Source organism: Spirosoma sp. KCTC 42546 (genome assembly GCF_006965485.1).
Taxonomy (GTDB): domain Bacteria; phylum Bacteroidota; class Bacteroidia; order Cytophagales; family Spirosomataceae; genus Spirosoma.
In genome coordinates this window covers 6412762-6427683 of the sequence record NZ_CP041360.1, presented here as the reverse complement: position 1 = coordinate 6427683, position 14922 = coordinate 6412762, and the positions used below count along the sequence as shown (strand labels likewise).

Here is a 14922-nt window from a genome sequence, read left to right as displayed (position 1 = left end):
GATTCCTCCTAAAGTCGGAATGACAAAAATCGCGCAAATCCTAGCTAGAAAACTAAAAGTTTAAACAGCTTTTAAACCAACTTACCATGAGCTTATTAGAAAAGGTCAAGAACTTATTTGGGTTTACGCCTGCGAATGAACGCAGTGAGTCATCTCCTGTTACCCCAACCCCAACCGGTCCTCCGCCCGCTGCTCAGCTGCGGGAACAGGTCATACGGTTTGTGGTGAGTAAGCTTCGGGCTTATCAGAATGAGCCGGATACCGCGCCTGTGGGACTTCGGTTGTCTATTTTAGGCACCAGCCCTGAGGACGAAGAGTTGTACCGGGTCGCTTTATGGACAAATCAGCCGGGGAAGTTTCAGGCTGAACTAAGTCGCCAACTGGCCGATAATTACATTACGCTTCCTAAAAACTGGCAGTTCGACTATGCCTTTTTTACGGACGACTTGCCCGAAAGCACCTATCGGGAAGGGAGTTTGGGGCTGGTCGTCGTCGATAAGTCGAAGCCGGAAAGTTCACCACGTTTAGCCAGAATCGTTGCCCTGGTCGGCCAGATGGAGCAGACTGAGTATATCCTCGATTCAGCTCAACAGACCACCTTCTGCATCGGTCGCGGGCATACGACTCAAACGGCATCGGGACGGGTTCGGACCAACGATATTGTCCTATTGAATGACGATGATCCTGGTTTCGACTCTCAAAAAGGGGCTGGCAATGGCGCTGTGAGCCGGGCGCATGCAACGATCCGCTATGATATGGTTCAAAGACGGTACGCCCTCCTTGTCGACCCGGGCGGACTACCCGCCGGAGGCAATAAAACGAAACTCATCCATCCGAACGATACGATGGAGCGGGCTGATATTGCGGGTATGAGCTACCCACTCCAAAGCGGAGACCAGATTGAGTTGGGGGGCGAAGTGATGCTGTTGTTTGAGCTGCTCTAAGATTGATTTTTTGTAGCACCGACCGTCCCAGTCGGATGGGAAGCCGTTGTATACACGCCCGACCGTCCCGGTCGGTACTACAGCAATTGCCCTTCCATTTAGGTAGATATGGAAGGGTTTTTATTTAGAATTAATAAAAATAATTTTTATCTGATCGGATTCTGTTGTTCTTTTGCAACTCTTTAGAATAAATCTAAATAGTTTAGTGCAAATGAATACAACGAAATCTCTACTTAGACTCCTATTTTTGTTAACCACATTGCCCGCTCTGGCTCAACAAACGGCAATTATTCGGGGCCATGTACAAACCTCGGATGGGAATCCGGCGGAGGCTGTTACGGTCAGCCTGAAAGGAAAAGGACAAGGAGCCGTCACCAATGCCAAAGGTGATTTTACGATCAGCCACATTAAAGTAGGTACCTATCAGATTCAGGTGTCGGCGGTGGGTCTGAAAACGACCGAACAAACCGTTACGGTACAGGATGCACAACCGATAACGATCGATTTTACCTTACAGGAAAATGCCGCTCAGTTGAATGAGGTGATCGTAAACGGCAGCCGCACGAACCGCTTTTCGCGGTCGTCCAGCGACTATGTTTCCAAGATGCCCTTAAAAAACCTGGAAAATCCGCAGGTATACAATACGATTGGCAAGGAATTGCTGACCGAACAGGTCATTTTTACGGTGGATGATGCCATGCGAAATGCGCCTGGTCTACAGAAGATGTGGAACGCTACGGGCCGTTCCGGCGATGGTGGCGCGTATTACAACACCCGTGGGTTCTACGTGCAAAGCCAGCTTCGCAATGGATTAGCCGGAAACGTCACGAGCAGTATCGACGCCGTCAATCTGGAAAAACTAGAAGTGATCAAAGGCCCTTCGGCGACCTTGTTCGGAAGTGCGTTAACCTCCTACGGTGGCCTGGTCAATCGGGTGACCAAGAAGCCCTATGAAACATTCGGGGGCGAAGTCGCCGTTTCGGGTGGTAACTACGATTTCCAGCGGGTGAGCGTGGATGTGAATGCGCCCCTCAACAAAAGCCGTAACATACTCCTGCGCCTTAACTCAGCCGCCAGTCACGAAGGAACGTTTCAGACCGAAGGCTTCAATAAGAGTTTTGCGCTGGCCCCCAGTTTGTTAATTAAACCCACCGAGCGGTTGTCGATTTTGCTCGATGCCGAGATTTATCGGATCGAGAATGTGGTTGAGCAGAATTTCTTTTTCTATGTGCCCGGCTATACGCTCGGTGCTACCCGTGCCGATCAGTTGAACGTCGATTACCGCAACTCCTACATGGGTAGCGGTCTATCGCAGAAGTCACGCAGTACGAACCTGTTTGGTCAGGTCAACTACCGTATCTCACCTTCATTTACGTCATCGACTAATTTCAGTTCGAGTCACAGCTACTCGAACGGGAATGGCCCTTACTTCTACATCATTCCGGATGGAAAGACGTTAGGGTCAAACCTACTCGTACGCGCCGATCAATCGACCCGGAACAGTACCAACGATGTGTTCGAAGTTCAGCAACTGTTCAACGGCGATTTCCAACTGGGTGGCCTGCGTAACCGGATCGTTGTGGGCCTGGATTACCTGCACACTAACGCGAACCAGTTGTTCTACGGCAGTACCTACGATACGGTGCCCCTTACAACGGGATACGATTACAGCAAATTCAACGGGGCAGCTATGGCCGCTCTGTATGCCAGCAAAGCCCCTGATTTTAATTATCCCCTTACCGGAATTCGGGATACCTATAGCGCCTTTGTTTCCGACGTGCTGAACCTGACCGACAAACTCAGCATCCTGGCCGCTTTACGGGTCGATGATTTCCATAATAAGGGCGGCCTGGTTGGTTCCGAAGTGGCTGGCTATAACCAAACGGCGTTCTCGCCCAAATTGGGTCTGGTGTATCAACCGATTAAAGACAAGGTGTCAGTCTTCGCGAACTACCAGAACAGTTTCAATAACCAGGGTATTTACAATGCCTACGACGTAACGGCAGTCGATAGCCTGACGCAACGATTCGCCAAGCTTGAACAGGCCAACCAGTTCGAAGCGGGGGTGAAACTGAATGCTTTCGGTGGGCGACTGAGCACAACTGTCAGCTATTATGATATTCAGGTGAAGAACCTGCTCCGCACCGATCCTAATCCACTGGCAGCCGCTCGTTTTGCGCAGACACAGGATGGGACTCAGTTGAGCCGTGGAGTTGAGGTGGACGTTATTGCCAATCCGTTTACCGGTTTCAATGTCGTAGCCGGTTTTTCCTACAACGATTCGAAGCTGACCAATGCAGACGCGGATGTGAATGGTCGCCGGCCAAGTACGGCTTCCTCGCCGGTACGGGCGAACCTGTGGCTCAGCTACCGATTGCCGGATTACCTGGTCAAAGGCCTTGGTTTTGGGTTTGGTGGTAACTACGCCAGCGACAACAAGATTCAGAATAGTGTCAGTTTAGGTGAATTCATCCTGCCTGCGTATACCGTTCTGAATGCATCGGCCTTTTACGACCGACGGAAATTCCGGCTGGCGGCTAAAGTAGATAACCTGACCAACCAGCACTACTGGATTGGCTATACCACCATGAACGCGCAGAAACTGCGGAGCTTTGTGGGCAGTGTTGCGTATAAATTCTAGAAAAGTAGCCCCCGGTAAGCACATGCCGGGGGCTTAATTCGTTCGTTTAGCCTATATCACCTGTCAGTATGAGTACCGCCAAACAAGTCAAAACCTGGTTTCAAATCCACAAATGGACAAGTCTGATCTGCACGGCGTTCCTGCTCATGCTCTGCCTGACAGGCTTGCCGCTAATTTTTACGGAAGAGATTGAGCGGCTGGAAGGCAAGCCCCCGCTGGCTCCAGCCATGCCCGCGGGAACGCCATCTGTACCACTGGAGCGACTGGCGGAAACGGTTCGTCAGAAATTTCCAAAAAATGTTATCCGCTTTGTGTACTGGGACGAGCACGAGCCCAATACCACCACTTTTACGTTGTCGGATTCGATGACCGCTCCGGCGGATAACTATAAGCTGGTGATTTTTGATAACCGGACGGCTCGCGTATTGGAGGTGCCCAAGTTGCAGGAAGGCTTTATGTACGTGATGCTGCAACTGCACATCAATATGTTCATGGGGCTCAAGGGGGAGCTATTTCTTGGTCTGATGGGGCTTTTGTTTGTGGTCGCGATTGTGTCTGGACTCATGCTCTACAGTCCGATCATGCGTCGGTTTAATTTCGGGATGGTCCGCACTGAAAAATCAACCCGGCTGAAGTGGCTCGATTTGCATAACCTGCTTGGCGTGGTAACAGTCGTCTGGGCCACGGTTGTTGGCTTCACGGGGGTAGTAAACACCCTGGCCGAAGTGGTACAGGGACTATGGCAGCAGGGGCAACTCGCCGAGATGGTCGCTCCCTACAAAGATGCCGCTCCGTTAGAAGGTAAATTGAGCCCGCTCGATCAGGCGCTTAAGGTGGCCCAGCAAGCCGCTCCCGATATGGAACCCTCGTTTGTGGCCTATCCGGGCACCTTATATTCCAGTCAGCACCACTACGCCGTTTTTATGAAAGGGAGCACACCCCTAACCGAACGGCTGGCTAAACCGGCTCTGATTGACGCTAAAACGGGCAAATTAACCGATATGCGAAGTATGCCCTGGTACGTCAATGCCGTATTTCTTTCGCAACCGCTGCACTTCGGCGATTACGGCGGACTGCCCCTGAAAATCATCTGGGCTATATTCGATATCATCACGATTGTGGTCCTGATCAGTGGGCTGTATTTGTGGTTTGCCCGAAACAAAGCCACCAAAGCGCAGATGGCGCGTATGGAGAAAACCAAAACGGCTAAAACCAGTCAGCAGTTGGAGGAAACCGAAATTTTAACCCTAAATGCCCAGGAGGGAGACTACCGTGACTAAGCCATTCGGACATACCTGGACAATACCTATTTTACTGGGAATCAGCAGCCTCGTCGGGCTTATATCGGCCCTGGTCGGCGACGGTAGTTGGGATGCGCTTTCCTGGCTCACCCTCGGTATTCCACTCCTTGTAATTGCCCGGTTTGTGATCAAACCAACGGGCCCTAAAAAGGAGCGAGTTCGGTAACCGATATAGCATGCCGTGATGTCGGTTACTGATAACCGACAACTTAGGACGGTTCGCCCGCCCCGGCGTACCGGTTGCGATTCTCAAAACCTAGTGTTAGTAGGTTTTGAGAAACCTAAAAGTGTCAGATGAAAGCATCTGACACCACAAAAACATCACAAAATACAGGGAGTGTGCTATGCGCTAACCACTTCGCTTACAGCTTCCTGCCACTCTTTTAGTTCAGGAACGCCCGGTTTACGTTTCCCGAATACTAACGCAATATTGTTGCCCTCGCTATCGAATAAATCGAGTCCCGTTACGATACCATCTTTCGTTGGTTTGCGGGTTACCCAGATATGGTGAACCTGATCTAAACGCAAATGCATGTTGAACTCGGGGTCTAGTACATTGTACCAGGGACCTGTGGTGACTAACTTCTTAACCGGCCCGGTATGAATCTGAATGCACCCTGGGCTTGAGGCAAAAATCATGATGGGGAGCGCCCGTTCAGCCACGGTTTCGAATAGCTTTTGTAGTTGCTCTGCCGATATCAACTGCGCGTACCCTTCAGGAGCCAGCCGAAGTCCCTGTTCCCGTTCGAGTTTGTGTTTGCGCAGAAGGCCGAAAAACTGGTGCGTATCTTCCATCGCCAACCAGGCTTCCTGAAATGCCTGTACGTCAACGTCCGCGTCGGATATACCGGCTTCTTTTTCGGGGTAGGCTACCGTAACAATCGGGCTCGTCTGGTCAACCGCCAGGTATTTTTGAACCAAGGCATCATAGGCAGCAGTGTCGGATTTATCCGTCAGATAGATCTTATGCACAGCGGTGCCATCCAGATCAAAGAACTGAAGGCTCTTCCGGCCGTTTTCATCGACTGCAAACCCAAAATGCCAGTGCGACATAAACAGGCGCAGATCAATGTCTGGCCCGAGAACGAGTCCTGTCTGATCGTTGAAGGATACTTTTTCGTAGACGCCCTTGCGTTCGTGAACGATGTTGTCATTACGGGTCAGCGCCATCACATGGCCCAGGGTTGTCACCCCTTTCAGTAAGTCGCGAAAATCACCGTCCAGTCGCTGCACCGTTTCGCCAACCTGCGTTTGTAGGAGTTCAGCTTCACTGACGCCCAGTTGTTTTGCCGCATCGCGGATTCTGGTTTTTGGATTTTCCAGGTTGAACGCAGCCCAGCGTTCTTTGAGACTTTGTGTTGTTGTCATGGCGTATTGATCTGTTAATGTTAAAGTTGATTGTCAGAGAATTGGTGATGTTGAGGGACTACCATAGGGCAGTCCATTTCGGGATGTGAAAGGAGCCATACTTTCAAGTTGAATACGCGGAGAATTGTGGCCTCCGTGATAACATCTCGGGGTGTCCCGGCGGCTTCCACCTGACCGGCCCGTAGCATAATGATCTGATCGGCATACTGTGCGGCCAGATTCAGGTCGTGCAAAATCACGACGACGCAAAAGCCTCGTTGGGTGAATTCACGGGCGAGTTCCAGCATCTGCTGCTGATGCAGCAGATCGAGACCGGTGGTGGGTTCATCTAAAAATAGAATTCCCTGCTCCACATCCCAGATTTGGGCCAGCACCCGCGCCAATTGTACCCGCTGTTGTTCCCCACCCGATAAGGTCGTGAAAATGCGGCTGGCAAACGCCCACATACCCACTTTTTTAAGCGCCATTTCGGCAATCAGATAATCCTGTTCAGACGGATGAAACTCGAAATGAGGATACCGACCCATCAGGACTAACTCGCTGACCAGAAACGGAAACACCACCGAGTTCTGTTGCGGCAATACCGCCCGAAACAGGGAAAGCTCTTTTTCGGAATATGTATTAATCGCCCGGCTGTAGAGCTGGATTCCACCTTCCGAAGCCGTTAGTTCACGGGTGCACAACTTGAGCAAGGTTGATTTCCCCGCGCCATTTGCCCCAACGATGGCCAGCAATTCACCCGGTTTAGCCTGGAACGAAACCCCATCGAGCAGTTTCCGATTCCGAATTCGATACGACAAATTGTTGACCTCTAGCATAGTCGTGATACGTTAAGTGCCTTCCCTATGTGCTTCTATGTTCTCGCTTGGCTGTGCCGAGTGAGGGGTATTGGTTCAAGGGCCTCTGGCCCGTTTTAGAGATTATTTTTTATCACACGGGCCAGAGGCCCTTGAACTAATAGTCCTCACTCGGCACAGCCAAGCGAGAACGTGAGTCATGATAAGTTAAGCACCTGTCCTGCGTCTGTCCCGAAACAAAATCCATAAGAAAACGGGTGTTCCGACCAGCGCAGTCAAGATGCCAATGGGCAGTTCTGCCGGGGCAACCAGCGTTCGGGCGAGCGAATCCGCTAACGTCAGTACGATGGCACCACCTAAAGCTGAGCCGGTTAGTACCCGGCGGTGGTCGGAACCGACGCCCATCCGGATCAGGTGCGGAATGACCAACCCAACGAAACCAATGATGCCCGCAACCGCTACCGATGTACCCACGGCCATTGTGGCGAAAATAATGACCTGTCGTTTGACGCTTTTTAAATTCACCCCCAGCATACTGGCCTGACTCTCGCCCAGAGCCAGCAGATTGAGGGACTTTGCCAGGCGTGGAATACCCGCTAACGCCACAACCGTAAAGGGTAAAATTCCCAGTACCGATGTCCAGCTGGCCCCTCCCAGACTACCCAGACTCCAGAACGTAATGTTGCGAAGTTGTTCATCGGTCGCCAGATAGGTCATAATGCCGGTTAACGCGCCCGACAGTGCGTTGATGGCAATACCTGTTAGCAACATGGTTGTGATTAGGTCTTTACCCGCCATGCGGGCAATCCGGTACACGAAAAAAGCCGTTACACAGGCCCCCGCAAACGCCACCACCGACAACGCATACATGCCCAACACACCCGTGAGGGTTTGGAAGAATTTCACTTCCAGCACAATCATTGTGACTGCGGCCAGTGAAGCGCCTGCCGAAATCCCAATCAGACCGGGGTCGGCAAGGGGATTCCGGAACAACCCCTGGATAGCGGCTCCAGAGATGGCCAATCCTGCACCGATCAGCACAGCCAGACAGACGCGGGGCAACCGAATGACCAGCAGAATGGCCTCTTTCGTCCCATCTACGTCCACCGATTCTCCCAACGCCTTGCGGAGAATGAGCCCGATTTCATAGGGCGTTACCTGCACGGCACCAATCCCTACCGACAGGATAACCGTTACCACCAATACGGCAATCAGCGTAGGCAGCAACCACGGATTGAGGGTTGTTCTCAGCACTGATTTCTGGGTTAGCTTTAGTGTTTCTGGCGGATCGATCGTGGTGCTGGTCATGCTGCTTACGCTTTGGGTTTTTGGGTAAGTTTCTGCGCTAACTCCTGTAATGCTTTTCCTAAACGGGGTGAAAAGCCGCTCAGCAAATGGCCATCCATATCGATGATCCAGCCGTTTTTGCCCGCATTCGTTTGGGCAATACCCTGCACTTTCAATAAGCCTTCGTTACCCCCCAGACTTTCGAGTCCACTGTCGAACAGCAAAATCACGTCGGGATTGGCCGTCACCAGGGCTTCGGCGGTGAGGGGTTTGTAATTCTCGAAGTCAGGTGTGGCATTGACACCGCCCGCCAGTTCAATCATTTTGGCAACCTGCGTGCCCCGGCCCGATACCATCATGGTACCCGTACCCCGAGCGTAAATAAAGAGCACTTTTGGGCTGGTTGGTGCCTTCCTGACCTGCGCCAGATCGGCGTCCAGTTTTTTGAGTATTGACTTGGCTTTCGAACCAACCTGGCAGGTAGTGGCTACATCCTGAATCAGTTTTTTAGCTCCGGCAACACTGTATTCCTGCTGGAACGAAATAACCTTGATGCCCGCAGCTTTAATCTGGTCGATCACTTCTGGTTTCGTTCCCGCAGTTTGGGTCGTGAGTACAAGCGTTGGCTTTAGCGAAATAACGCCTTCGGCCGAAATGCTGCGGTTATGGCCCACTTTCGGCAGGCTTTTCAGCAATTCGGGATACGTACTCGTTACATCGACCCCGATCAAATGGGATTGTAAGCCTAATTCGCACAGAATTTCACTGACTGTGCCATCAAGTGACACAATACGAACCGGTTCCTCTTTAGGCGGTTTGGCTGCATATATCGGATGATTTCCGATCAGCAGGCTCCACAAAAGGCACATAAGCCCCGTTGTGGATAGGATTGATTTCGTCATGATTATCTTGATTAGCTACCTTGTTTAACCAGTTTGAATTCGAATTTCGGGTTGCCCCGTACGCCACCATCGTTGGAGATGAAGCTGATGAATTTCAGTTTGTAAACGTTGCCCGCAGCATCCTTAATCACGTAGAACCGGTCGGTTTTTACGCCGATGGGTGTTCCCGTAGTTGCCCGCCAGTTTGACCCAATGACAGAGCGATCGCTTTTGAAGGTGGTTGTTGCAATATTGGTTTCGACATACGCATCATACGTAACTGTACTGGTCAGTACTTCGGCCGCTGTTACACCCGCCAGAAAGTTGATATAGACCTGATCGGAGAAGTAGTAGGGGATGTTGTTGGTGCCATCGCTGGTTAGGTAGATGCCGCCGGTCCATTCAATATCCCACTTGGCTTTGGCCGGTTCAACGGCTACAGCCGCTCCGGTATCAAACGATACGTAGTTAAAATTATAGGCCGCGTCTTTCGTGATTGAAACGGTCTTGAACGTCGTTTCTTTAATCCCTGCATACTGAAGCGTATAACCCGTGGTGCCATTCCGCAATACTCTGAGCTTTATCCAACCTTTGGCGGGTGTTGCACCACCTGTACCCCGGTTAAGAATGTACACTTTGTTGTCAGCGTCGGTAGCCGAGATAGCCGGAATTACTGTTTTCGTCAGATCCCCCGATACATCGTCTATCAATTTCAATCCGGCTGGACTGAAATCACTTGTGCTCAGTACAAGACCAACGGTATCGGCAGCCGTTACCTGTGTCAGATCGGTTTTGGTCAGGGCAATGGCAGCCGCACCAGTCATATTGTTGATAATAACCCGGAAGTCAGTGCCCGAAGAGAAGCCTAAATCCCAGCTTGCGCGCTTCACCGCGTTTTGGGTATTGTTGCTCAAATCGACGAATACGGCATTGATGGCACTGGAGCCCCCCGTTCCACCATCCAGCGTCAGTGTCGTGCCCGCCGATACAATGGAGGTGAACTTAACCGTCAGCTGTTTCGTCGTTCCAACCAAAACCGGGCTACCTGCCGAGGCTATGGCGAATGCAATGGTTTCCGTGCCGGAGAGAAAAATATTGTCGGCTTTGGTCAGTTTAAAGGAGGTTTCGCTGGCACCCGCTGGCACTGTCAGAGACAATGTATTCGAGGTTAGCGCTGGTGTTGTCGTGAACTGGGTTCCACTGGCAATGCCCGTAGGCGTCACTTGTATGGTTACGGGTGTAGCGGCATCAACCGCCCGTGATAGTTTGAGTTTAATGGTCGCTTCTTTAGTGGCTGCATCCAGACCCTGTTCCGCGCTTTCGAATTGCACTAAATTGTCTGGAAGTGGGGGATCGGATTCTTTACAGGCATTCAGTGTACTTACCGCTAGGGCGAACATGATTATGAAGACTCTTTTCATTTGATTGTTGGAATTTGAAGGATTAAAAAACATGGAGGAGGTTTGTTGGCAAAGCTGATTTATAATGAATAATGTATAATGGAGGATGGATAATGTCTGATAGTCAGTGTTTTGTCATTATTCATTATTCATTATTTAGTTTTTATACCATTGAAAGCTGATCCCAAGGAAATAAGAACGCCCATAACTGTAGGGCACAGGCCCAGCCGTACTGTGCGCACTGCCTGTATCGGTTGAGGTATTGGCCAGGCGGGTAATGTTGAGCAGGTTTTTAACACCCGCGTTGAGGATCAGGAATTTATTGAGCGTTTTCGTGAGCGTAGCATCAGCCCAATGGAAAGCCGCGATCTCCGTCAAGGTGGCCGATACCTGATTGTCGGCGGTTACCGTAGCGGTGTAGCTGGGTCGTTTGCCGGTGTATTTGTAGAAAACGCTCAGTTTCGTACCAATCTTTTTCAGGCTGTACGTCAGGTTCGTATTGACCTCCGGCGACCAGATAAACGTGGGTAACGAGCCATAAGCCGTGGTGTCGGACAGCAGGCTATTGTAACGACCGATGTAGGAGAACCCCACGGTAGCTTGCAGATCTTTCCAGGTAAAGACGTTCTCCAGGGTGGCACCCGTCGTTTTGAATTTGTCGATGTTGATGGTCATCGAGATACTCGGGTTCGTTGGATCGACACCGTAGCTGATCAGGTTATTGAAGTCGTTGTAGAAAAAGCCGAGTGTCGATTTGACTTTCGAACTGGTTTGCAGCGCCAGCGATCCGTTAAAACTGTTGGAGGTCTCGGCTTTCAGATCCGGATTCCCGCGAATCGAATGGCTGGCGTCGAAAAAGTTGAAATACAATTCGCGCAGGGCGGGGGAGCGAAAGCCACGAGCATAGGCTACCCGAAGGTCAAGCTTGCTGGTCAGTGCGAATTTGGCGTTAAGGGACGGAATGACCGGTGGCGCGTCGTAGACCGAGTTCCTGATGAAACGCAAACCCGGACGAATACTGATGCGGGCCGTAGGGCTGATGGTTGACGAAACGAAAAGCGCATAGTCGTTAATGGTAGGTGATCCTGAAATCCGGGCACCAGACGCTCCATCCAGGTTGATGTCGATGCCAGATTGCAGGGAAAATGCCGATGATGCCGTGTATTGAGTAGTGGCCCGGTATGTCTGACTCGTAAATTTCGATACATCCTGTTCACCCGTACCGAGCGATAGGGTGCGTAAGCCCGTGCTTACATCCAGAATTGTGGTTTGTGTCCGGCGCTGGTAATCCGTGTAAGAAGCCTGCCCGGTAAGCTGGAATCGGTCGTTTACTTTCCAGTCGCCCTGTAGCTGATGTACATAGCGGTTGGTGATGTATTTCTGGTCACGCGCCTGATTTGTGTTAACATTTTCGGCTCCCTGACTGAGCAGATTTTCCTTCAGGGCATCCAGCCGATAGTACACGTTAGCTCTTGCTGACCGGTAACCGAATTTGCCATGACCAAACAATTGATCTTTGGGTAACCAGTCATTTACGCGTCCTTCCGATAGCCCCTGCCAGCCCCCAAAGGTATTGTTGGTCACGCCAGCCGATACGTTCCAGCCGTTCTTTTGCCAGGTGGCCCCTACATTTTGCAGGTGAACACCTTGCTTGGTCAATAGATTATAGTCTGAGCCAGCTGTTTCTTCCTGAATTCTGGCCGTGATTCCCAGCCGTTCGGCACCTGGTTTTTTGGTGATAATGTTAATGACACCTGCCAGCGCATCTGAGCCATACGAAACCGACATTGGCCCTTCGACAATCTCAATCCGTTCGATGCTGTTGATATCGATCTGGTTGATGCTTTCCCGCGTATCGCCCCGGTCAACCATCGGCAACCCGTCCAGCAGGATCTTCACGCTACGCCCGGCCATACCCATTAGCTGAACATCCGTTGTGCCTAGCGTAAGGTCATTGGAGAATCGGAAGCCTAACTCATTATTCAATACGCCCATTACGTTCAGCGCGCCCCGTAAACGGATGCGTTCGCTACTGATCACCCGAACCTGATACACCGATTTTTTTATTGACTGCGGCTCATATTGCCCGGTTACAACCACTTCATCGAGTGCATTACTGGCAGCTTTCAGGCGGATGGTCACGTTGGTCGGCCTGTTGTTTTCAACCTGAATGATCTGGCTAACAGACTCATAGCCGACCATAGATAGTTGCAATTCATGTTTGCCGACCGGCAGGCCAGTTATGGTGAATTGGCCATTTCCATTGGCCATTGTGGCTTTTTTGATACCCTTAAGTTGTACGGTAGCCAATGCGCCGGGTGTGCCATCAGCCAGCAAAATTGTGCCCTCTATGCTGCCAACGGTTTGTTGCGCCCAGAGCCGGGTTGTATTCATGAGTAGGAACAGAAACCATGCTGTATATAGGTGACGGGTATACTTCTTTTTCATAGTAATTATGTCAAAATAGCGGGGAGTCAATCGGCTTACTAGTATCTAATTCACGAACCTTTTTCCTGAATATCAGTACTTTGGCAAACAGCGTAGCATTCAGAGTTGGCACCTGTTTGGCAAAAGGCATGCGCCAATCAATAATGGTTTTTATTTAGACAAATTAAAAATAATGCACAAATGTAGGGATGCCGCGCTTGTAAACAAGCCTTATTTAGAATTTTTCTGAATAATTTATTCTGTAGCTAAAAATCTGGCCTGTATTTGATTCACTAAATACAGGGCGGTTCGATGGCCATTCCCCTTTTTATGAACAAAACCAGCCCCAACCAGCCACGTTAGGGTTTTATAAACAGTTGCCCTACTAATCTGAATTTTTTGTCTACGCATAAACAGCCATAAGGTATCTGCATTTGTATAGGCCATTTGTTCGCCAAGAGCCATGGCTACCGATATCTGCTTTGCGGACGATCTGGTGCCTGTTTCACGATAATAACTCGTTAACCGTTCTCTCCATTCCTGCGGATCAATGGCTATCTCATTAGCCAATCCAGTCTGATAGTTCATACTCGTTACGTGTATAGGTAGAGATGCGGGTACAGATCAATTGGTATCTATCAATAGAAGCACATCGGTATTGCTATCAGTAGTCTCCGCAGGTTTAGTCAATAGCGATACTACTTTCAGGTTTATATGCTGAGCGTTCTTTTTCTACCGTGTATCTATATACGTATAAGTATTTATACTTGCCGATACAGGCTACTCTGGCTGGTGCGGATAGTTACCCGAGCCAGACTCCTGCACGCACATCAACTGGCAATATGGAGTTGATTAACGTGCAGGAAATCGTACAGATCTACCATCGCTAGTGAGCCATTGACTAAAGCCTGCAAATCCAGCAATTCGTCAAAGGAGAAAACCGACACAGTGTCATACGAGCCAGGTAGACACAACAATAGTTGCTGGGAAAATGCCTGGCCGTGTGGCCGTTCCGAAACGTTCACCAGGTGATTTACCTTGCGGGCTAATTGCCGTAAGCGCTCGTGACAAAGCCAAATCTGGGTTTCACCGAAATCAAGCCAGAATCCACCACTACGACGACAAACTGTAGCCTGCCCGTAACAACTTTGAAAGAGAGGTTCTTTTCGTTGGTTCATACTGGGTTAGTTTAGAAGAAACAGTAGCTCCAGGAGCCGATCCAGTTCACATAGCTGTCCTGTTTTATCCAATTGTTAGTTAATGGATTCGTAAGCTCTCGCTAAGCTTGTGATCAACAAAGTTGCTTGGCCTAGCAGGGTTTTAACTCTAAAAGTTCAACATGGGTCAATGGGCCAAACAGTGTAAACATGGCTGTAGTGGGTGATACCATTCTGCTATCCGGTTGGTTGGGTGGCATTGAAACAGGATTAAGGTCAATGCTCAATGCAGAATGATAAAGAAGGTGAAACTGTTCAGCGGTGAGTAGCCGGTGTATAGAGCCAAAGCGGAAAGCATACTGAAATTCGGCATCGTTGTGGAGTACAACCTCCCCATGCTGTGTTTTGGCCAGTTGTAAAGGGCATTTCATCCAGTTATTCATGATTACCAGGTTTTGTGCCTGAGCGGGCGACTGATGTGAGCATTAATCTGAAACAGCAGCCGCCACGCTTAGGGCTTGGGTACTCAATCGAGTTTTATTGAAGAACTGAAACGTACTTAGTTCCGAGTTTTTTCAGGACTTCCCGCTAGTGTACAATTACACTAGCATCCCTCAGTAATTGCTTTAAGCCAGATAGCTCACAAGCAAAAAGCTAAATCTGAGGTTGGTCGAAGGCATTAAAAACTGAATACGTGGTTGATGTGGATTCCAGTGGAC

The 14922-nt window shown here is 50.1% G+C and carries 13 protein-coding genes; 4 read left to right on the top strand and 9 right to left on the bottom strand.

What is annotated here, in order from left to right; translation table 11 throughout:
* The first annotated feature begins 86 nt into the window (after positions 1–86).
* From EXU85_RS26470 to EXU85_RS26455, 4 genes are all read left to right on the top strand, one after another.
* A complete protein-coding gene (locus tag EXU85_RS26470) occupies positions 87–944 on the top strand; it encodes an FHA domain-containing protein (RefSeq protein ID WP_142774971.1) in 858 nt (285 codons plus the stop codon).
* 211 nt (positions 945–1155) lie between these two features.
* Positions 1156–3585: a TonB-dependent receptor gene (locus EXU85_RS26465; RefSeq protein WP_142774970.1), complete on the top strand. Its 2430-nt coding sequence runs from the start codon at positions 1156–1158 to the stop codon at positions 3583–3585.
* A 68-nt stretch (positions 3586–3653) separates the two neighbouring features.
* A complete protein-coding gene (locus EXU85_RS26460) occupies positions 3654–4865 on the top strand; it encodes a PepSY domain-containing protein (protein ID WP_142774969.1) in 1212 nt (403 codons plus the stop codon).
* Positions 4858–5052 (top strand): hypothetical protein, encoded by a 195-nt coding sequence (locus EXU85_RS26455; RefSeq protein ID WP_210422409.1) that lies wholly within the window; start codon positions 4858–4860, stop codon positions 5050–5052. The genes EXU85_RS26460 and EXU85_RS26455 overlap by 8 nt, the downstream gene beginning before the upstream one ends.
* A gap of 176 nt (positions 5053–5228) precedes the next feature.
* Here EXU85_RS26455 and EXU85_RS26450 read toward each other — a convergent pair whose 3' ends face one another.
* The 9 genes from EXU85_RS26450 to EXU85_RS26410 form a co-directional block, all read right to left on the bottom strand.
* A complete protein-coding gene (locus EXU85_RS26450) occupies positions 5229–6254 on the bottom strand; it encodes a hemin-degrading factor (RefSeq protein ID WP_142774967.1) in 1026 nt (341 codons plus the stop codon).
* A gap of 20 nt (positions 6255–6274) precedes the next feature.
* Positions 6275–7072 (bottom strand): heme ABC transporter ATP-binding protein, encoded by a 798-nt coding sequence (locus tag EXU85_RS26445; RefSeq protein ID WP_142774966.1) that lies wholly within the window; start codon positions 7070–7072, stop codon positions 6275–6277.
* A gap of 186 nt (positions 7073–7258) precedes the next feature.
* A complete protein-coding gene (locus EXU85_RS26440) occupies positions 7259–8359 on the bottom strand; it encodes an iron ABC transporter permease (RefSeq protein WP_142774965.1) in 1101 nt (366 codons plus the stop codon).
* A gap of 5 nt (positions 8360–8364) precedes the next feature.
* Positions 8365–9240, bottom strand: coding sequence for a hemin ABC transporter substrate-binding protein (locus EXU85_RS26435; RefSeq protein WP_142774964.1), 876 nt, complete (start codon positions 9238–9240; stop codon positions 8365–8367).
* Between the two features lie 11 nt (positions 9241–9251).
* Positions 9252–10619, bottom strand: a complete 1368-nt coding sequence (locus EXU85_RS26430; protein WP_246859253.1) for an HmuY family protein — start codon at positions 10617–10619, stop codon at positions 9252–9254.
* A gap of 156 nt (positions 10620–10775) precedes the next feature.
* Positions 10776–13067, bottom strand: coding sequence for a TonB-dependent receptor (locus EXU85_RS26425; protein WP_142774962.1), 2292 nt, complete (start codon positions 13065–13067; stop codon positions 10776–10778).
* Positions 13068–13301: 234 nt separating this feature from the next.
* Positions 13302–13634 (bottom strand): transcriptional repressor, encoded by a 333-nt coding sequence (locus EXU85_RS26420; protein WP_142774961.1) that lies wholly within the window; start codon positions 13632–13634, stop codon positions 13302–13304.
* A 242-nt stretch (positions 13635–13876) separates the two neighbouring features.
* Positions 13877–14224, bottom strand: coding sequence for a hypothetical protein (locus tag EXU85_RS26415; protein WP_142774960.1), 348 nt, complete (start codon positions 14222–14224; stop codon positions 13877–13879).
* A 131-nt stretch (positions 14225–14355) separates the two neighbouring features.
* Positions 14356–14646, bottom strand: a complete 291-nt coding sequence (locus tag EXU85_RS26410) for a hypothetical protein (protein WP_142774959.1) — start codon at positions 14644–14646, stop codon at positions 14356–14358.
* Positions 14647–14922: the final 276 nt, after the last annotated feature.